The 17,635-nt window shown below is 59.5% G+C and carries 20 protein-coding genes and 2 pseudogenes; 7 read left to right on the top strand and 15 right to left on the bottom strand.

Going from position 1 to position 17,635, the window contains the following annotated elements; translation table 11 throughout:
- Window positions 1-136 precede the first annotated feature (136 nt).
- Window positions 137-316 (top strand): hypothetical protein, encoded by a 180-nt coding sequence (locus EHF33_RS15895; RefSeq protein WP_124873930.1) that lies wholly within the window; start codon window positions 137-139, stop codon window positions 314-316.
- Window positions 317-373: 57 nt separating this feature from the next.
- Here the strand turns inward: EHF33_RS15895 and EHF33_RS15890 are convergent, their stop codons facing one another.
- The 5 genes from EHF33_RS15890 to EHF33_RS15870 form a co-directional block, all read right to left on the bottom strand.
- A complete protein-coding gene (locus EHF33_RS15890; protein ID WP_124873928.1) occupies window positions 374-847 on the bottom strand; it encodes a hypothetical protein in 474 nt (157 codons plus the stop codon).
- Between the two features lie 67 nt (window positions 848-914).
- Window positions 915-1,256 carry a hypothetical protein gene (locus tag EHF33_RS15885; RefSeq protein WP_124873926.1) on the bottom strand — a complete coding sequence of 114 codons (342 nt, stop codon included), beginning with the start codon at window positions 1,254-1,256 and terminating at the stop codon, window positions 915-917.
- On the bottom strand, window positions 1,253-1,450 hold the full coding sequence (locus tag EHF33_RS15880) for a hypothetical protein (RefSeq protein WP_124873924.1): 198 nt from the start codon (window positions 1,448-1,450) through the stop codon (window positions 1,253-1,255). Before EHF33_RS15880 ends, EHF33_RS15885 begins: the two co-directional genes overlap by 4 nt.
- The gene (locus EHF33_RS15875) at window positions 1,447-1,962 is read right to left on the bottom strand and encodes a hypothetical protein (RefSeq protein WP_124873922.1); all 516 of its coding nucleotides are present in this window, start codon (window positions 1,960-1,962) and stop codon (window positions 1,447-1,449) included. The genes EHF33_RS15880 and EHF33_RS15875 overlap by 4 nt, the downstream gene beginning before the upstream one ends.
- Window positions 1,963-2,045: 83 nt before the next feature.
- The gene (locus EHF33_RS15870) at window positions 2,046-2,831 is read right to left on the bottom strand and encodes a M15 family metallopeptidase (protein ID WP_164473568.1); all 786 of its coding nucleotides are present in this window, start codon (window positions 2,829-2,831) and stop codon (window positions 2,046-2,048) included.
- Window positions 2,832-2,944: 113 nt separating this feature from the next.
- On the opposite strand from EHF33_RS15870, the pseudogene EHF33_RS15865 reads away from it, so the two are divergent.
- Window positions 2,945-3,813: pseudogene (locus EHF33_RS15865) on the top strand (IS6 family transposase).
- A 381-nt stretch (window positions 3,814-4,194) separates the two neighbouring features.
- On the opposite strand, the gene EHF33_RS15860 reads toward EHF33_RS15865, so the two are convergent.
- From EHF33_RS15860 to EHF33_RS15850, 3 genes are all read right to left on the bottom strand, one after another.
- Complete coding sequence (locus EHF33_RS15860; protein WP_124873918.1) at window positions 4,195-4,995, bottom strand: hypothetical protein; 801 nt, start codon at window positions 4,993-4,995, stop codon at window positions 4,195-4,197.
- Window positions 4,996-5,094: 99 nt separating this feature from the next.
- Window positions 5,095-5,349 (bottom strand): hypothetical protein, encoded by a 255-nt coding sequence (locus EHF33_RS15855; RefSeq protein WP_124873916.1) that lies wholly within the window; start codon window positions 5,347-5,349, stop codon window positions 5,095-5,097.
- A 102-nt stretch (window positions 5,350-5,451) separates the two neighbouring features.
- Window positions 5,452-5,730 (bottom strand): hypothetical protein, encoded by a 279-nt coding sequence (locus EHF33_RS15850; RefSeq protein ID WP_124873914.1) that lies wholly within the window; start codon window positions 5,728-5,730, stop codon window positions 5,452-5,454.
- 199 nt (window positions 5,731-5,929) lie between these two features.
- Here EHF33_RS15850 and EHF33_RS15845 point away from each other — a divergent pair, with 199 nt between their 5' ends.
- Window positions 5,930-7,240, top strand: a complete 1,311-nt coding sequence (locus EHF33_RS15845; protein WP_124873912.1) for a hypothetical protein — start codon at window positions 5,930-5,932, stop codon at window positions 7,238-7,240.
- A 166-nt stretch (window positions 7,241-7,406) separates the two neighbouring features.
- Window positions 7,407-7,700 (top strand): hypothetical protein, encoded by a 294-nt coding sequence (locus EHF33_RS15840; RefSeq protein ID WP_124873910.1) that lies wholly within the window; start codon window positions 7,407-7,409, stop codon window positions 7,698-7,700.
- 147 nt (window positions 7,701-7,847) lie between these two features.
- On the opposite strand, the gene EHF33_RS15835 is transcribed toward EHF33_RS15840, so the two are convergent.
- From EHF33_RS15835 to EHF33_RS15825, 3 genes are read right to left on the bottom strand one after another with little or no spacing between them, the layout of a single operon-like run.
- The gene (locus EHF33_RS15835; RefSeq protein ID WP_124873908.1) at window positions 7,848-8,432 is read right to left on the bottom strand and encodes a hypothetical protein; all 585 of its coding nucleotides are present in this window, start codon (window positions 8,430-8,432) and stop codon (window positions 7,848-7,850) included.
- The gene (locus EHF33_RS15830; RefSeq protein WP_241191344.1) at window positions 8,429-9,301 is read right to left on the bottom strand and encodes a CapA family protein; all 873 of its coding nucleotides are present in this window, start codon (window positions 9,299-9,301) and stop codon (window positions 8,429-8,431) included. The genes EHF33_RS15835 and EHF33_RS15830 overlap by 4 nt, the downstream gene beginning before the upstream one ends.
- A 10-nt stretch (window positions 9,302-9,311) precedes the next feature.
- The gene (locus tag EHF33_RS15825; protein WP_241191343.1) at window positions 9,312-11,318 is read right to left on the bottom strand and encodes a DUF3160 domain-containing protein; all 2,007 of its coding nucleotides are present in this window, start codon (window positions 11,316-11,318) and stop codon (window positions 9,312-9,314) included.
- A gap of 223 nt (window positions 11,319-11,541) precedes the next feature.
- On the opposite strand from EHF33_RS15825, the pseudogene EHF33_RS21970 reads away from it, so the two are divergent.
- The 3 genes and pseudogenes from EHF33_RS21970 to EHF33_RS15815 form a co-directional block, all read left to right on the top strand.
- Window positions 11,542-12,237, top strand: a pseudogene (locus EHF33_RS21970) (IS4 family transposase); the annotation flags it as partial.
- Between the two features lie 119 nt (window positions 12,238-12,356).
- Window positions 12,357-12,530 (top strand): hypothetical protein, encoded by a 174-nt coding sequence (locus tag EHF33_RS21555; protein ID WP_241191341.1) that lies wholly within the window; start codon window positions 12,357-12,359, stop codon window positions 12,528-12,530.
- 204 nt (window positions 12,531-12,734) lie between these two features.
- Complete coding sequence (locus tag EHF33_RS15815) at window positions 12,735-12,968, top strand: hypothetical protein (protein ID WP_124873902.1); 234 nt, start codon at window positions 12,735-12,737, stop codon at window positions 12,966-12,968.
- A 116-nt stretch (window positions 12,969-13,084) separates the two neighbouring features.
- On the opposite strand, the gene EHF33_RS15810 is transcribed toward EHF33_RS15815, so the two are convergent.
- From EHF33_RS15810 to EHF33_RS15795, 4 genes are read right to left on the bottom strand one after another with little or no spacing between them, the layout of a single operon-like run.
- Entirely contained in the window at window positions 13,085-14,500 is a 1,416-nt protein-coding gene (locus tag EHF33_RS15810) for a glycoside hydrolase family 32 protein (protein ID WP_124873900.1), read from the bottom strand.
- A gap of 5 nt (window positions 14,501-14,505) precedes the next feature.
- Window positions 14,506-15,330 (bottom strand): carbohydrate ABC transporter permease, encoded by an 825-nt coding sequence (locus EHF33_RS15805; protein WP_124873898.1) that lies wholly within the window; start codon window positions 15,328-15,330, stop codon window positions 14,506-14,508.
- 7 nt (window positions 15,331-15,337) lie between these two features.
- The gene (locus EHF33_RS15800; protein WP_241191340.1) at window positions 15,338-16,261 is read right to left on the bottom strand and encodes a carbohydrate ABC transporter permease; all 924 of its coding nucleotides are present in this window, start codon (window positions 16,259-16,261) and stop codon (window positions 15,338-15,340) included.
- A 59-nt stretch (window positions 16,262-16,320) separates the two neighbouring features.
- On the bottom strand, window positions 16,321-17,592 hold the full coding sequence (locus EHF33_RS15795) for an ABC transporter substrate-binding protein (RefSeq protein ID WP_124873896.1): 1,272 nt from the start codon (window positions 17,590-17,592) through the stop codon (window positions 16,321-16,323).
- Window positions 17,593-17,635 lie beyond the last annotated feature (43 nt).

Below are 17,635 nucleotides of genomic sequence, written 5' to 3'. Positions count from 1 at the left end.
GGGCCTCCTATTGTCGAGGCTTATCTCCATCTACGCAAAACTGGGCCACTCTCAGTTTTGCTTAGGTAAGGATACGCACCGCTGGGCTGATTGGATTCACCCAGATGATTTGTGTAAAGCAGATTCGCTGATTGGCATGAACCTCCAGTTGTGCCGCCCTCTTTCCGGCCCCATCATGCTGGTGCCGACCGATGAAGATCTGCAGGCCCGGCGGCAGTGGCAGACGCACGACTTCGGGCGGCTGGACGCGCTCGCCCTGAGCCTGAGCAGTGAGGAAGAGGCAAGGCTGGGATTCATGATCGACGTCAGAAACTGAAGGCGACAAGAAAAGCCCCCGCTCGGCTCAGGCTGGTGCGGGGGCGCTTTTGGTGATTCACTTCGGCCAGACCACTTCCCCCCGCACGGTGATGACCGCACTCACCGGCTCGACAATTCCGGCCCGCTTCTGCACGAGGATCAAATCCTGCTCGCCGACTTTTTGCGGTGTGGTCTGCCCAGCCAGTGCCACGTAGACCGTCGCGGTGCTGGTTTCGCCGCAGTTGGCCGCGCGGATCGTCATGCTCTTGTCTTCGCCCTCACTCGCCATTGCTGTGCAGCCTGCGCCATTGCCGGGTGAGCGGCCCGCTTCGAGCGCCGTGACGTAGAGGTAAGGCGCTGAGGTGCTGGTTGGGTTACCGATCACCGTCACGCTCAGCGGTGCTGGTGCAGGAGTGGCCGCCGGGTAAGTCACGACCACCGGCTCGGCTTTCGTCGGCGGGTCGGTGCGGGTGGGGACGGGCAGCGGAGCAGAGCAGGCGGCGAGAGCGATCACTCCGGTCAAGGCCAGCAGGCCAAGGTTCTTTTTCATGGTGCTCCTTTGAAACGACATCGACCCGCCGAATGTCACGGGCGAGCCGACAGTTGAAGGATTAGATTCAGCGGTTCAGCAAGGTGGCCCGGAGTTTGCCCTTCGGCGTTCGCCAGGTCGCATTGGCGTCCACGATCTTGCCGGTGTACGTCAATGAGGCGGCATTGTTCGCCGGCACATCGCCGAGTTTGCAGACCGTAATCCCGTCGCGTGGAAGGGCGCAGCGTGCGTCACTGAATGACGCGCCGTCCACTGCGATGACTACTTTTCCGGCAGTCTGCGAGTCGCCATTGCTGAAGGTCAGGGCGGTACCGGAGGCAGTGAGGGTCGAGGCCGTACCCTGAGCCGCGCTGATGATCGGGGCGCAGGAAGCCAGCAAGAGGAAAGGCAAAATCAGAAGGCGTTTCACTTGAACTCCCTCTGGAGCCGGAGAACCGCGCCTTGTGCCGCGCCGCGCTTGGACTCATCATCTGGGGCAGCTGCAACCTCAATTGCACTCAGGGCAAAGCGGGCCAGGAAGATAGGATCAGTGAACACGTGCTGGGCGTGACTGAAGGCGCTCAGCACATCGTTGGCAAAACCGGACGCGGCGGCAAGATTCATGGCTGCTCCTTTGGCGCTGGATTGATGACGACTTCTGCCGTTGGTGGCAGAGCGGGCGAGGTGTCGGTGGCAGGCTGGGCGGCAGTCGCGGTGGCCGTGACAGTGCGGCTGTTGGTTTTACTGAGCAGCTGCGCCAGCACCGCGTACCCACCGGACGCGATCAGGAAGGCAGAGAACCCGAACAGAATCCAGATGAACGGTGGCTGATAGGCGGCGTAGGTCTGGTCAGTCAGCAAATTGGCGGCGTAGAGAACATAAGAACCCACCTCAGAGAGTGCCAGCGAGACCGCCAGCACCCACCAGCCACTGAGCGCCGGGAAGCGGGCCTTGATCAGCGTTACGGCCGGCGCAACGCCGAGCGCAGCAAAGACGGCAGCACTTGAGCCCCAGGCTCGGAAATCAAGGCCGCTGCCGAGCTGTACGTCTTGGGCGAAGGCAGAACCGCAGGCCAGCAGCACCACGGCCACGAAGAATCTGAGATGAATGTCAATCAAACGAAAGAATTGGCGCATCTTGGCTCCATGAACGGACACGGCCTCGCTGGTGAAGGCAGGGCCGGAAGAGGGTGGATTTTCAGCACCGAAGTGCGGCGAGCTTAGGTCGGGGTAACGCTCAGATCGAAGGTGCTCGGATCGAGATTCAGCAGCAGCCCCCGGTAGACAGCGTGGCCTGAGAAGGGCGTCCATTCCCCAGCCTGGTCTTGCAGGGTGACCCACCCACTGTTGCCGGTCACGGGCTCACCTGGTGCAATGGTGCCTTGCTGCTCGGCCAGGTTGGCCGGACGCATCCAGATACTGCCGTCGGCCTGCACGGCGGTGCGGGCCATCGCATCCTGCCAGGGCTGAACGGCGGTACCGGGCAGCGGGTCGCTCCACTGGAAGTGCATCCCGTCGGCGTATGGCCCACCCCACGTCCAGCCGCACTCCTCCACGCAGCGCACGAAGTCGCGGTCAATCTGCATCCGGGCGAAGGGCAGCCCATAGCCGTTGGTGCTGGCGTCGAAATCAATCGCCGCGCCCCACGAATGCATCGAGAGCGGGCGGCCCGGTGTCCAGACCATGTGGCGCGGCACGTAGCAGCCGTTGTATTCCTGCAGCTTACTCAGCAGGCCGCTCCGCACGGCTTCCTGCATGGTGGCGATGAAGACCGGCGCGACCTGAACGTGCATCCACAGGCGTTTGGCGGGCTTGCCCCCGGGCGATGGCAACCCAGCAAACTGTGTCAAGTCGACCTCGACCAGGTGGGTAGCAGCCCAGGCGGGATCGGGAATCACGGCTCCGCGCTGCTCGGGGTTGTCACGGTATGAAAAGCGCCCCAAGGCGAACGGGAGTTCGGTATCCGAGGGGCGCTGGGCAATGGCAGCGGCAAAATTAGACGTCATGGTGTTCCTCCAAATGGGTGAGCAAGGTCTCATGGAGGTTGTGTTGCCTTAATCGGGTGGGGGTAGGCTGAATGTCCGTGACTGACGCCAAGCCATAGCGCCACCGTTTTCGCATGATCATCATCCAGCACGCCGTCTGGCTCTATCACCGCTTTCCTTTGAGTGACTGGGACGTTCAGGAATTGCTCCACCAGCGCGGTATCCAGGTCAGTATCGTCGTGAACGGACGCCCTTGAGGACGCCACTCCTCCACGAAACCCTCCGCGAATGGTGCATAAAATTCGAATCTCTCTTTGCCGAAGACCTGCGCCATCCGGAACCCCGTCGGGGTTCTCGATGGCATCTCGACGAGGTCTGTACGAGCGTCGATGGCGCTTCGACACTGGCTCTTCTTGGGCAGAACGGACGCGCCTGGGCACGCCTGCCCGCTGGAGGGCCGTGGACGAGTACGGTTTCGTGCTCGACATCTTTCCTCCAGCGTCACCGTAATACCGAGGCCGCGAAGACGTTCCTGGCCCGACTCTTGGGTGAATACGATGTCCCAGAGGTCATCCATACCGACCAGCTCAGGAGTTCCGGAGCCGCGATTCGAGAGATCCCCGGCCTCGCTGACGTCGACCACCAGCAGGTGATCTCCACGGCACGTTGCAACAACGTCATTGAGCAGCGGGCAGGCCCCATACGGGTGTATCGTCATGAACGGACACCCGTGTGGGGCCATTCCTCCCGTTCTGCCCAAGACAAGAACACCGATCCACACGGCGACAAGAGCGATCCCAGCAAGGATTCAAAAGGCAAAAACGCACTCAAGAATTCCTGAGTTTACATGCTCGAATCAGCGGGCAAGCGTCGTCATCGGCGCTGTTCTGCCCAAGACGCCAATCTTCACCATTATTCCCGCACTCGCGTCACCGCCGCCACCCGAAGAAGTGGGCAGGCGTCCTCATGTGCGTCCGTTCTGCCCAAGAAACAACCAAAATAAAGCGTTCCAGACGTGGTCAACTGTCGCGGCAGGGGTGATCTGAACTTCAGATCGCCACTTCAGATCGCCCCTGCCCTCAGCCTGCCGTGCCGCCAGTTAAGGCAACACAACCTCCATACGAGATCTAAAGTGGATCCCACTGTGAGAACGTTCTATCTTGCGCTTGGCAACGATGCTTTTAGACCGTCGTCAGTATTTGTGATAAGTGTCGACCTGGGGTATAGCCCAGGTCGACACTGGGCTAGGTCGCTCCGATCCTGCCGAGCGTTAGGCCCTTCTTCCTGTCACACGGCTCCCAAGTAGCATTCGTGTCACCAAGTGCAGAACTCCATCGGAGATCAGTCAGATTTATCTAGTCAGGGGGATTCTGATCATCGGATCCTATTCAGCGGAAAACGTCGCGTCGCCGATAAACAGATGCTTTTTGTCCTTCTCCCAGAAAAAGAACAGCAGCCGCTGAGTTTTGCCGCTGGCGTCCCGGAATTCAGCCGTGTAGCCGTCCAGTTTGTAGCGACCTTGGTTGTCTTTGCCGCAGCTTGAGTTGCTGTTGCTGCTGCCCCCTGCGGCGGCGGTAGAGCTGACGCTGGTGGCACTGGAGCAGCCATCCTTCCCTGAGGTCTTGGTGCTGGCCACCGAGACACCACCCGTGGCCTGTGCGCTGCCGCTCCCACCGACGGTCATCCCTGATCTCTCGAAAGTGCCATCCTTGTTGAAGATCAAGGTGTTGAAAGAGCTGAACCCACCAAATCCACCGAAGCTGACTGAACTGGCCGCCTGCGCCGTGATCTTGATCCGCTCGTTCGGAGCGGCAGGGACGACCTTGAAGCCGGAAATCTCATCCCACTTCCCGGTATCGGGGTCTTGAACCAGTACCTTCTGCCCCTGCCGTTTCCATTTCCCCCACTCGTCCGGTTCATTCTTGCGTGAGGCGGCCACGTTCAAGTCGGCGGGCGACACCTGAAGCCCGGAGTAAAACGTGCCGTCCTTCAGGAGCAGCATGGTGTCTTCCTGGAACATGGTTCCCGTTACCGTAGTCGTCAGATACCCGTCGTAATAAATGCTGTCGATCTGGGCCATCTGTAGGCCCTTACCAGGTTTGGTCACCCATTTGAAGGCGGTATCGTCCTGAGCGGCGACGGTCTCACACCACAACAGCGCGGCGAGCCAGGCTGATTTGTTCATGTCCTCACCTTACCCCTGCGCCAATGAGATGAGCTATAACTCTCCAAAACCAAATCATTCACCTGAGTCAGACCCCAATTGAACAGACGTGCAGATTCCTTACTTACACTTCAGCGCAAATTCCATGTTGCTGATGGGCGCAAAGGGCAGACCGTCTTTCCGGCCATTTTTGAGGGTATCTTCGTCGGGACGGTACAGAATACGGGTAACCTTGAAACTGGGCGTGTCGGAAAGTACAGCTTCCTCTACGACGTTAGCTCCCGGTGTAACATTCACGTTGCCGTAAAGAGCGGAGTTATCCCCACTGGGAGCGCCAAATTGCAATACCTGCCCATCGTCACTGGCAGCGTACATACTGTCGTAAAAAGCACCGGCATCGCCGTTTGGATTGATGGTTTTCTGCGTTCCGTTGGCAACTTTGAACTTGATAGTGTATTTGTCTCCTTTGAGTTTGGCTTACAGCAGGGTGATTCTGACCACGCCATTGAAGAGTGTCTGATTGATACAGCCCTGAATAGCCTTGACCGGCGCTGAGCCGCCCGATACCAGTGCGCCAGACTTTTGCAAGTCGGTCAGCGGAAGCTGCACCATCTGTTTGCCGCCCACCGTGACCAACGTGCCCTTGATCGGCTGGCCGTTGATGTACACGGTGGGATTTTTGGCGCTCTGGGCCAGGGCCGCTGCCGAAAGCGAGAGCCAGGCGGCCAGTGACAGCTTGATCAGGCGGGAAGTCATTTGCCAAGTTTAACGGATATCTTGCAACTGACGTGATGAAGATACAGACGTGTGCTGGAAGGCGTTTCTAGGAGCTGACTCCATTTGAAACGCGCGACGATACTTCTGGGGACAGACGAGAACTGAAGGTGATCCAGTAAAGTTCAGTCACCGTTGCTGTATAAGACATCCCATCCTTACTCTGTCAGGAGGAGAATCCATGCCACTGCCAAACCGCCGGATCGCCCGCACACTGCTGCTCGCCACGCTGACCCTGCCCGTCTGGGCACAGGCCGCCACGCCCCGTTATGCGGGCGTGACTTGGACCGCCCCTGCCGACATGAAGCTCTCGGACAGGAACCACGATTGCCCCAGCCGCTGTGTGGTGTACGAGGACAAGGATCATGAATTTCCGCTGCTGCGTGTGCATGAAGCCGTGGTCGGCAGCGCCCCGCAGACCCTGAAAACCTTAATGGCTTGGATGAAAAACAGCCGGGGAGAGACGGTCACAGTCGTGAAAAATGCTCTCGATCAAGAGGTGACCAAGGATGGCCCCAACACGGTGTATTTTTATTTTCTGGAGCGGGGCGACAGTCCCGACGACAGCAGTCCAGACTATTCGCTTTTCCTGCTGGTAGAGAATGGCGGCGTGACCCTGCCGCTGGAGCAGTTTGGTCTGAGTCGGAGCCAGATGGAGGGCGGCATTCAGGCGGCGGTGAAGTTCTACAATTCCGTCAAACTTGATCCGGCGGCCATCAAGAAAGACCTTGCAGCCCGCACCCAGGTATTTACCCAGGCAGCCCAGGCCATTAAAAACGGGTATGCACGCGGCGAGAAGGTCAGGTTATACACCTGGTCTGAATCTGGTGTCAGGAACGTCTATAAGCCCAATGGCATGCAGCTTCAGGCCTTCAACAACACCGGCAGTCTGGCCTTTTTGCCTGGCGGCGTTTTCCTTGAGGATTCCAGGGCGGATTACCGTTCGCCAGACCTGAAGGCAGTTGACAACGGCGAGTTGCCTGCCCGTTGGAAGAGCGTGGGCGGCGGCTATCAGGTGACATCGCCGAACGGTAAAACCAAGTTGTACAAGATCGAAAAAGGCACCCAATCTCTCATTCGCGAAGGCGACCGCAACTATCAGGAAATCCCCGCTTTGACTGCCAAAGACGTGATCGGTACCTTCAGCACAAAGTATTCGAATACTTCCGGGATAGGCGAGACGGCGGTCAATTCCAGTGGTGATCTGGACTTGAAGCTGCTGCTTGACGGGCGCTACGAAGACAGCAGCCAGAGCTTTACCGCCGTGACCAGTCCGAATATCACGGCGGGTTCGGGCAACAAGAAGGCGACAGGCGGCAAATGGAGCTACGACGCGGCCTCGTATACGCTGACCCTTAAGCCAGACGGCGGAGGCGTCCGCAGCGGTCCCACCTACACCCAGGTCTTTACCCCGGCGGCGCGGCAGATCAAGGGGGCCAAAAGTGTGGACTGGCTGGTACTTGGCAACACCGCTTGGTGGAAGAGCAAATAGGAGCGCATCAAAAAGCGGGGGGGAACACTTTCCCAGGGCGAATGGGCAGCACAATGTGGCGTGTCGAATTCGACTCTTCTGCTGATGCCCCCATACTCGATGAGTGGGATTTCGCACGGCTGACTTATCACCAGGTCACTATCCACTGGGTCGGGGTACTGCCCCAGTGGATAGTGACATCTGCCTAAAGCACAACGGCGAGTGGGGCAGCATTACCGACATCAAGGATCAGAGAGTGAGCATCCTCAAAGACGATGGTTCAATCCCGGCATTATCGCCGTGGAATGTCACGAAAGGCAACGACTTTCAGGTGTCGCAGGACGACGCGCAGTTCGCCGAAGCTGCGGCATTCAGCACACCGATTCTGAGCATAGCCCAGAACGCTTCAGTGTATGTGCTGGGTATGTGCTGGACGCCCGACGGGTCAATCCGCTGCCTAAAAACACCCAGGTCGCCGTGACCTTCAGCGTCCAGAACGGGTGGGTGACATGCAACTGCACCCTGAACCGAACCTGGGCGAGATCTGCACGAGTGTTAATGGCGTCCGGTATTGTTTGTGAAAGGCTAGTGAAGTTGCCCTACCTCTAATCCCAAGCTACCATTGCCGTCAACGTACGGCGGGTTGCCCGGCAGCGTCGACGCTGAGCTGTTTGGCGCTCAGCAGCACGCGGCGTTCCAGCCGGAAGCCGAAGCCGGTCCAGCTCCACTCGCTCAGGGCCACTGCTGGCGCGTTCCGTCCGTTGGCGTAACGACCCTCCAGCGTCACCATCCGTCCACCCGGCAGCACGGTCAGGGCCGTGACAGGTTGGAGCAGCGCACTGCCTACCCAGATTTCACGGTAGCTCCCGCCCGACTCAGGCTTGAGAACCGCGACGTGGGCGCTATAGCCGCGTGCGTCGTGGTTGGCGGTGATAGGCGAGCCAGAAGAAGACCAACGCGTGATCGGCCAGTCGTGCCAGGGCCGCCACACAGCCAGGACGCATTCGGGACTGCCGTCACCCGTCACGTCGGCGTAGACCTGCGAGCGCACGTCCCAGGACTTCGGCAGCTTCAGAGGAGGGCAGGCCAAGGGAGGACGCAGCGCCCCTGTAGAAATGAGCGTGCCATCTGCCCGAAGCGTGTACCAGCCGCCCTTAGCCCCACCGGCCAGCGCTACACCGATCAGCAGCAATGTGGGCAGAAAGGGCTTCACCCGCAGCCGTCCAGCCCCAGCCGGGCGAGAATCCGGGGGCGCTCCTTCCCGTTGGCGGGCGAGATGCGGCCTGCCCGGTAGCGGGTGGGGACGGCGCAGGCGCTCCAGCCTGCCAGTTCCCGCGTGACCCGCACCACCGCCCCCACCCGCGCGTCCGGGTAAGGTTGATCCAAGAGCAGGTTGCCCAGGCTATACAGCACCAGGGTGTTGCCTATCCGCTCATGGCCTTGCAGGACGTGTGGCCCGCTGCCTACGATCAGGTCTGCCCCCGCTGCGGCCAACGCGTGGGCCAGCCAGCGCTGCTGCGCCGTGACCGGGCCATATTCCGCTCCCCAGTGAACCCCCACCACCACTATCTGTGCCCTCCGCCTACCCTCCCGGATGGCGGCCAGGGGGGGCAGTGTGTGGCCGTCGTCAAAGAACGCTGTCCAGGCGACGGGAACGCCGCGCACCCGCGTTACAGTCAACCTACGCGTTACCGGGGTCACACCGTTTTTCTCAAGCACCGTCCGGGTCTGCGTCTGTCCCGCTACGCCGCCGTCCAGCGCGTGATTGTTCTCCACACCCAGATGGGTGAAGGCGGCCAGGGCAGCCACCCCGGCAGGTGGCGCACGCAGATCCAGGCCGCTTCCCCGGTGAGGCTGCGTGGTCAGAGGCGACTCGAGGTTGCCGAAGGTGGCGTCGGCCTTGAGCGCCGCCTGAACATCTGAAAGAGCAGCGCCCCAGTTTGCGGCGTTGATCTGAGCCACTCCACGCCCCACGCTCACGTCCCCCACCAACGCGAACGTCAGCGGTATCGTGTTTTCCCGCCCGCCAGAAGTCAGGGCCAGCAGGCCGAGGACAGACAGCAGCGTGGTGCTGGCATTCACGTCACGGCCCTCACTTCACCACGATACCGTCCAGCCACGGGTGCGTCGGCGGCAGTTTTCCCTCTTTCAGCCGCGCCCGCCACGTCTCGTCGGTCAGGCGCTGAGAAACAGGAACCGTGAACTCGTACTGCGAATACACCCCGCCCCGCGCGATCTGCTGCCCGCCGCGCCCGTCCGGCACGACAGCGTACAACTCGTGAACGGTGCCGGTGCCCTCCTCCAGAGCCACACCGTTCGCCGTCGCCACGTCTGCCACCACGCCCGCATAGGGCTGCTCATCGAAGGAGGGCGTACCACCGTCATCGCCACCCTCGGGATCGGTGCTGGCAATTTTGAGCTGCTCCAGCCAGCCGCCGAAAAAGTGGATGCGGTCATAACTGTCGCGGCTCAGCGGCTGTCCGGCCAGTTGTTTGGCGCTGACCGTCTTCAGAAACTCCAGCATGTCGCGGAGTTCCGTCAAGTTGTTATCGGTGCGCTCGGAAAGAATCTTCTGATTGGTAAGCACGCGGCGGGTCAGGGCTTCCAGCGCCAGTAACCGGGTCCAGACCTGGGCGTTTGGCTCCACATACCCGTGCGGGTGTTCGGGTTCCTCGCCCCCACCCATCTCGACCATGACCTGTTTGGCGTACAGCAGTGTGTCATGCCGCAGTTCAGTCCACGATCCCAGCGCGGTGAGCATCTCCTTGCGCGTCCACGCCGGGGTCCGCATGAAGGCCGGATAGCGGCTGTCTCGCGCTTCCGGTTTCGCCAGCGCCTGTAGCACATATAACCAGCCGCTGTAGACGTTGGCGTTCCAGTCGGCGGGTTGCAGCGCCGTGAACTGGGCGCGGGTCTTTTGCATCTGCGGCCCGTAGTTGGCATAGGCCGCGTCGCCCAGTGTCCGCAACTCGTTCAGCGCGGGGTCGCTGCCCATGGCGGCGAGCAGGTCCAGCCCGCGTGGGAGGACGCGGGGCTTTTGTTCGGTGCCGACCTCGCGGTAGATAAGCTGCTGCAGCGCCGCGCCGTCCAGCGTGAAGCGCTGCCCCATCAGCCGGAAACCCAGCGTTTCGCGCTGGCGAACGTCCGCGCCTTCGCTGGGTTTCGCCACCACGAAGACGCTGTTGACGCGCGGTGGTGGCAGCTTGGCCAGACTGGCCTGGAACGCTTCCAGAGTGGCCGGATCGCCCAGCTTGCGGATGTTCCCGCCCGTGACCTCCTGGAGGGCCTGTGCGTACTGCCGGTAATTCAGGTCGTCGCCCGCGCCGATCAGCAGCGCTGTGGGATCGTACAGCCTCGCCCACAGTTTTTGCGCCTGCGCGTCTCCGGTCATTAGGTGCGTGATCAGGGCCGCCGTGCGCGTCTCGCCGGGCTTTGTGACCCGCAGGTTCATGCGGCCCAGCCAGGTCAGTGTGCGGAAATAGCGTTTCAGTGTCTCGGAGCGGGTGTAATGGCCGCGCGGCACGTACTGTGAGTAATCCTCCAGCATCTCTGAAGCCGCGAAGATGGGCGAGGACGCGCTCCCGGCGTGGGCGTCGATCAGTTTCAGTTCCGCCGCCACCAGCGCCGCGACTTCCACCGGGACCGGAGCCGCTGGATCTGCCAGTTTCTCCGCTACCGCCAGATAAGCCAGCGCCCGCCGCGCGTCTTCTTCCAAAGGCGTGCCGCCCAGCGCCTTCAGTTGACGCTGTGCGCTCACCACCAGCCGCGCCGTGAGCTGCCGGGCCGTCGGCGCGAGCGTTTCGCGTTCCAGGTCGCGTAGCATTTTGTCGAAGACGAGGTGGTAGATATGCAGCACCGAGTCCGTGGTCACGAAGACTGGCTGCTCGGCGTAGCGGGTGGCCTCGTAGAGCGCGTCGAACTGCCGCCACCTGGCAGGCGCGATCACAAAGCCTTGGCGGGCGAGGGCCGTTCGCTGCGCCGCGTTCAGGGCAGGCAAGCCCAGGTCCGGGTTGCCTTTGAGCAGGCCGGGGTTGCTGAGCGCACCGAGGTTGATCGGCAGCGTGGAGGCTGCCACCCCCGCACCAGCAGAAAGAGTCACGAGACAGGTGAGGACTGTGATCAGGCGGGAAGGTGTCATGGTCTCCATACAGTACACGAGGTGTAACTGGCATTGAATTCCGGTGGTCGAGTCACGGTTCCATCAACTTCGATCTGAGCAGTTTTCCCGCCACGCTTTCAAGCGCTACTGGATCTATTGTCTCAACTGCAATGCCAGTAAGTTAAGGGGTTCGGGCGGACTAACGATGGTATCAAGATGAAGGATGAATCTTGGCACCCCATTCCTGACCACGGCCCGCAATCAGCCACTCGATCATCTCGCCACCTTCGCGACGAGCCTCAATGCTACGTTGGTGACGCAAGCCCTTGAGGCTACGGGGACCGCTTCAGTTCGTCGCCGAAAGCTCCCCGCAGAACGGGCCGCATGGCTGATGCTTGGCATGGCGCTCTTGCGTGACCGGTCAATTCAGGCGGTGTGTAACCATTTGCATCTGATCCTCCCTGATCACACCGGAAAGACGACGATCAGTTCGGCGGGCTTGGTACAGGCACGCGACCGACTGGGAATCGCCCCCCTCAAACACCTGTTCGATGCTGTTGTCACTCGTCATGGTCGCGAGCAGCTTGACGCCAACCGTTGGCGGGGCCTGGCGGTACTCGGCATTGATGGCACGACTCTCCGGGTACCGGACAGTGACGAGAATCGCGCGCATTTCACTCTGCCTTCGAGTGGTGCACACCGCGAGAGTGCATATCCGCAACCGAGGGTCGTTGGTCTGATGGCGCTCGGGTCGCATTTCCTGCTGGATCTGAAGGTCGGCGCGTACACGGAGAGCGATTCCTCGCTCTCCAGCAGCTTCGATGAACATCTGCCTGACCACTGTGTGCTGATGGTCGACCGGGGGCTCTTGGATTACAGGCGGTTTTACCGCCATCAGCAGCGGGGCGAAGAGCGCCACTGGCTCGTACGAGCTAAAAGCAACTTGGTGTGGACGGTGTTGGAAATCCTGGGACCGAATGAGGTTATCGCTGAAGTTCCCTTTCGCAGACCTGCGCGCAGATCTGACCCTACGAGGCATTGCGCTCTCAGACGCCAGACCGAATTCGCCAAGAACTGTTCGCGCTGGCCGTGGTGTACAACTTGGTGCGTCTGGAAATGGCCCGGGTGGCCGGTCACTTGGAGGTCAGTCCTTTACGAATTTCGTACTGGATCAGTCTGCTGCTGATCCGGACGTTGTGGCTCAGCGCATAGGTGGTGGCAGCGGGTCGTCTTCCGCAGTATCTGGAGCAACTGACCAGTGACATCGCGTTGCTCGTACTTCCAGCAACACGACCTCGCTCGTACCCTCGAGCCGTCAAAATCAAGATGACCCGCTATCCAAAGAAAGTACGTGCCAGTGCCCCTCTCCCTTCTTAACTTACCGGCATTGCAGTTAAGGCAACATAACTGTTCCAGATGCTGCTGGTGACTGTAAGGCACATGTCGGAAGCGTTCGAGTTCATCGAGAGCGTGCTGGCGCATAGCCCGGATAACTGCACGAATATTCCAGATGTAGTAATTAAAAAATCGGCTGACTGCCGAGGGAGATTTGACAGTGGCCAATTGGGGGAGCGGTTGGCCTTGACCAGCCAGAAAGAGGTTCATCACGACCTCGAACGTCTCGCGGTGCTGCTTTCGCTGAAATGTTGACAAGATAGCCGAAAAAAGCTGTCCAGCACACTGCTTGCCTAAATCCATCTATGAATTCTGCACTGGAAAACCGTGCTGGACAGTATTTTGCTGATCTGACTGAAAACCGCAAGATCTCAGGTACTGAAGTCGGCTTGGCTCAACGGCCAGAGTGCTCCCGTGAAGGACCCATGATCTAAACCTTTAATGGTGCAGGTCGCCTCACAAATGGGCTGAGCAGGAAACAGCAGGTCGGTGATAATTGCCCGTCCACCCCCAGCAAATACTTCCAATGAGCTCGCGTCCAGGAAAAGATGCAGGTCATACGCCCCCAGCGGCGGCAACGGTGCGCGGTGTTCCCCTGCATAGCCGTCCAAGCCGGCCGTGACCACCGTCTTGGGACGGCGCACGACGACCTCTTCTGGCGTGACCTCCACGCTCACCTCGATGCCTGCCTCCGAGCGGAACTCCAGCCGCACGTGGAAGGATTCGGCTGCGGACCAGTTCAGGAGAAATTCATGTGCCTGATCAACTTGCAGGGATGTCACTCCCAGATGCAAGGGACGCAGCGTCTGCCTCAATATCTGCAATTCAGGTACCGGTCGCTGAACCAGTATCGGTCCGTCTGCGTCAACGCTGACGCCCACCTCACGGGGCAGGCTCATGGCCCCGCGCCATCCCTCAGTCGCAGTTGGGACATGATGGGCATACTGCCAGTTGCTCATCCAGCTGAGCCAGACCCGGCGCTCCGGAAGATCATGCCACGTGATCGCTGCGTAGAAGTCCTGGCCATGATCCACCCACCGGGAAGGCGTGCGGGTTGTGAAACGCTGACCATCAAAGTCCCCCAACCAGTACTGCACCCCTGAACCGCCATACGGCCCACCAGGATTCAGGTCCACTTTCAGCACCCAGTGCTCCTGCCCATCATCATCCAGTACCGGAAAGAGATCCGGCACCTCCCAGATGCCGCCTGTCTCACCTGTTGGGCCAAAAACGCTCAGCGACGTCCAGGTATGCAGATCTGCCGAACGCAACAGCTCCACTTCCCGCTCAATCGGATGAACCACCGTCATGATCCAGGCGGCCGACGGCGCATGCCAGAACACCTTCGGATCACGGAAGTCCTGCTTCCCCCGGTCCAGAACCGCATCTGGATGAAGCGTCCAGGTTTCCCCTCTATCCTGGCTACTTGCAAGGTATTGCGCTTGGTGGGTCTCGGTGTGCCCGGTATAGCAGGCCACTAAGAAAGGAGACGTGCCGTCACCTAATCCGCTGCTGTTCTTCCAGTCCACCACAGCGCTGCCGGAGAAGATCTGGTGTTCCCCTTCTGTCAGGGCAACACCCCGCTCTTGCCAATGCACCAGATCTGTACTGACGGCCTGCCCCCAGTGCATATGGGCGTGGGAACTGGAGTAAGGGTTGTACTGATAGAACAAGTGGTACTGCCCGCCGAAGTACACCAGCCCGTTCGGATCGTTGATCCAGTTGGCAGCCGGCGTGTAATGCACATGTGGACGATAAGGATCCTGACGGACGGCATTTCTGCTCATGACACTCAACCCTTCACGCCGGAACCGATCACAGAGGCAACGAACCAACGCTGGAAGATCAGGAAGACAATGATGACAGGCAGCGCCATCAGCACCGCAAAGGCAGACACATTACCCCAGTAAGATTGCTGACTGCCAAAGAACGCGGCCATTGCCACACTCAGTGGGCGGTATTCCACACCACGCGTCACCATGCTCGGCCATAGGTAACTGTTCCATACGTCCAGGAAACCCAGGATGGCAGTTGTGGCGATCACTGGCTTACTCAAGGGCAGCGCGATCTTCAAGAAGATGGTCGGCAGATGGGCACCGTCAATGCGCGCAGCCTCAATGAGTTCAGCGGGAATTTTCGAGAAGAACTGATAAAAGAGAAAGATCGAGAAGGCGCTGGCAATGAAGGGCACAATCTGCACCTGATAGCTGTCCAGCCAGCCGAGGCGGCTCATCATTAGGATGAGCGGAATGAGCAGGCCCTCCCCGGGGATGACGAAAACGGCAATGATCACTGCCAAGTAAAACTTGCGGTACGTTCCATGGCCCCAGGCGAGAGCGAAAGCAGCCGAAGAATTAACCAGCACACCCAGTCCCACCGTGCAGATCGTCACGAATAGCGTGTTGAAGAGGTACCGCATAAAAGGCTGGTACGGATCGGTAATGACCTCCTTGTAATTTTGGAGGGACAGAGCCGTCGGAATAAACGCCTTAGCGGTGCCCAAGATAGCGTTGATGGCAGCTTCATCCGGATTGAGGCTGATAGAAATCATCATCATGAGCGGCCCAAGTATCAGGAGGGTCAGAAGCACACCGAGAATCATTCGTACTAATTTCATGAGCCACCTACTCGTTTTTGACTAGGACGCGCTGGAAAATGGCCAGAGCACCAACGATGATCACGAAAATCACGGCCATCGCCGAGCCGTACCCAACTAACTGGCTGGAGTACCCCTGCTGAATCATGTACCGAACCAAGGTGTTGGTCGAGCCGATCGGCCCGCCCCGCGTCAGGATGTCCACCTGCGTGAATAGCTTGAACGCTCCAATGGTCGTGGTGATCAGGACCAGGATGTTGGTATTGCGAAGACCAGGGAAAGTGATGTACCAGAACTGCTGCCAGCCGTTGGCACCGTCAATACGGGCCGCCTCGTAGCGCTCGCTGGGAATGTCCTGAAGGCCGGCGAGGTAGAGCAGCATTTGAAAGGGGAAGGTAGCCCACGCAGAGAGCAGCACGATGGCCGGCATGGCCCACGCAGCGCTCCCCAGCCAATCCACATAAGTCGACGCACCGAAAGCTTTGATGAGGTTGTTGAACAGGCCGTCTGGGATGCGGTAAAAAGCAGACCAGATGACGATGACCACAGTCATGGGTGTCATCAGCGGCAGGATGGCCATGCTCCGGAAGAAAGACCGGAGTGGAAAGTTGGAATTGAGAAAAACCGCGACCAACAGAGAAATTCCACACTGAAACGGAACAACCAGCAGGGCAAAATACGCGGTGTTTCTGAAAGCTTGCCAGAACTCCGGATCGGTCAGAATCTGGACGTAATTCTGAAAGCCCACCAGCCCTGTAGGCACCGGATTGGGAATCAGACGCTGGTCAGTGAACGACAGATAGATGGCCATTACGAAGGGCACGATCAGAAAGCCCACCAGCAGCACGGTGGCGGGCAGCAGTAGCAGCAACTCTTCGCTCAGGGATTGACGTTTATCTTTGGATTTGCCCTTGGACTTGGCCACGAGCACTTGGGGAGACTGGCTTTGCACGGTCGCTCCTTCACTAAAACAGCAAAAAGAGAGGGCCAATACGCCCCCTCTGGCTCAAATTATTTGCCGAACGGTGGGTAGCCCTTGTTTGCAGCAATGTCTTTGTCAATGGCTGCCGCTGCTTTGTCGAGTTCTGACTTAACATTTGCGCCGTTTAAGATGTTCAGCACGGCGTCCCCGAAGGACTTGGAGATCACCGGGTAGGCTGGATACACCGGGCGCACCACAGCGATGGTGGCAGCCTGTTCGGCCATCAATTCACCCTCGCCACCCTTGCCGTACACCTTGCTTAGGGGCGTGGCAGACTTGCGGGCAGGAATATAGCCGGTGATGTCCGCGTACTGCGCCACCTGGCGCGTGGACATGGCGAAGTTAATGAAAGTGCCAGCGTCCGCCTTATTCGAAGAACTGGCGGGAATGGCCCAGCTCCAGCCGCCGTTAGGCGAGACTTGCTTATTCCCGCAGAACTTCGGCGCGGGAATAAGCACCAGATCGTCCTTGAGGCCAGCTTTGTGATCGCGCCACATCCAGTTGCCGACCCACGCGAGGGCAGCCGTTTTATCGCCGTAAAAACGGTTGTCACCGCCACTCTGTGGCACGATCCATTTCTTGTTCTTCCAATCCTGCAAGGTGGTAAGTATCTTGACCGACGCCGGGGAGTTCAGGGTGCCAGTAGCCTGCCAGGTCTTGCGGTTGATCAGGTCAGCGCCGCAGGATTGCAGCAAAGGAGCAAAGCCGAAACTGAGCCACTCGCCACTGTAGTTCAGCTTGAGATCCAGGGGCCATGTGACGCCCTTGACCTTGCTGAGTTTACTCAGGGCATCTTGGAATTCAGTCAAGGTCCATGCATCGTTGACGTTCTTCGGAATGCGGACGCCAGCAGCTTTGAGGTACTTTTTATTGCCCCAGAGCAGCACAGTGGAGTCGTAAGGACTGACGGAGTACATCTTGCCGTCCGGGCTGTACGTACCCTGAGCGCGGATGGCAGGAAGCAAATCACTCAACATGGCCTTGTCGAGGTAGGAATTGAGAGGGGTGAGCTGGCCAGACCAGACGTAGTTGGCCATGTTGGGGCCGTCGAGCATGATGACGTCGGGAAGTTTCTTGCTGAGAAAGCCGGCCTTGAGAGCGTCGTTGATGTTGGGGATCGGGGTGACCTTGGCGGTAATGCCTTTGCTGGCGTTTGCGGCGTTGAAGGCCTTTTCGAGCTGGAGGAAATAGGGGCGCTCGGAGGTTCCGTCGATGACCCAGACGGTGATGTCTTTAGCCTGTGCAAGAGAAAGGGCGAGGGTGGCGGCGAGAGCGGCAGTGAGGGTCAGGGTACGGCGCATAGAGTCCTCCAGGACAGAGTGATGGTGAATTCAGATGAGATAA

Origin of the sequence: Deinococcus psychrotolerans (assembly GCF_003860465.1) — a bacterium.
Classification (GTDB): domain Bacteria; phylum Deinococcota; class Deinococci; order Deinococcales; family Deinococcaceae; genus Deinococcus; species Deinococcus psychrotolerans.
This window is presented reverse-complemented; position numbering and strand designations above follow the sequence as displayed.

Coding starts and splice junctions, on each gene's coding strand:
- EHF33_RS15895 (WP_124873930.1), top strand. CDS start 137: ATGAACCTCCAGTTGTGCCGCCCTCTTTCCGGCCCCATCATGCTGGTG.
- EHF33_RS15890 (WP_124873928.1), bottom strand. CDS start 847: ATGAAAAAGAACCTTGGCCTGCTGGCCTTGACCGGAGTGATCGCTCTC.
- EHF33_RS15880 (WP_124873924.1), bottom strand. CDS start 1,450: ATGAATCTTGCCGCCGCGTCCGGTTTTGCCAACGATGTGCTGAGCGCC.
- EHF33_RS15875 (WP_124873922.1), bottom strand. CDS start 1,962: ATGCGCCAATTCTTTCGTTTGATTGACATTCATCTCAGATTCTTCGTG.
- EHF33_RS15870 (WP_164473568.1), bottom strand. CDS start 2,831: ATGACGTCTAATTTTGCCGCTGCCATTGCCCAGCGCCCCTCGGATACC.
- EHF33_RS15860 (WP_124873918.1), bottom strand. CDS start 4,995: ATGAACAAATCAGCCTGGCTCGCCGCGCTGTTGTGGTGTGAGACCGTC.
- EHF33_RS15855 (WP_124873916.1), bottom strand. CDS start 5,349: ATGTACGCTGCCAGTGACGATGGGCAGGTATTGCAATTTGGCGCTCCC.
- EHF33_RS15850 (WP_124873914.1), bottom strand. CDS start 5,730: ATGACTTCCCGCCTGATCAAGCTGTCACTGGCCGCCTGGCTCTCGCTT.
- EHF33_RS15845 (WP_124873912.1), top strand. CDS start 5,930: ATGCCACTGCCAAACCGCCGGATCGCCCGCACACTGCTGCTCGCCACG.
- EHF33_RS15815 (WP_124873902.1), top strand. CDS start 12,735: ATGCTGCTGGTGACTGTAAGGCACATGTCGGAAGCGTTCGAGTTCATC.
- EHF33_RS15810 (WP_124873900.1), bottom strand. CDS start 14,500: ATGAGCAGAAATGCCGTCCGTCAGGATCCTTATCGTCCACATGTGCAT.
- EHF33_RS15805 (WP_124873898.1), bottom strand. CDS start 15,330: ATGAAATTAGTACGAATGATTCTCGGTGTGCTTCTGACCCTCCTGATA.
- EHF33_RS15795 (WP_124873896.1), bottom strand. CDS start 17,592: ATGCGCCGTACCCTGACCCTCACTGCCGCTCTCGCCGCCACCCTCGCC.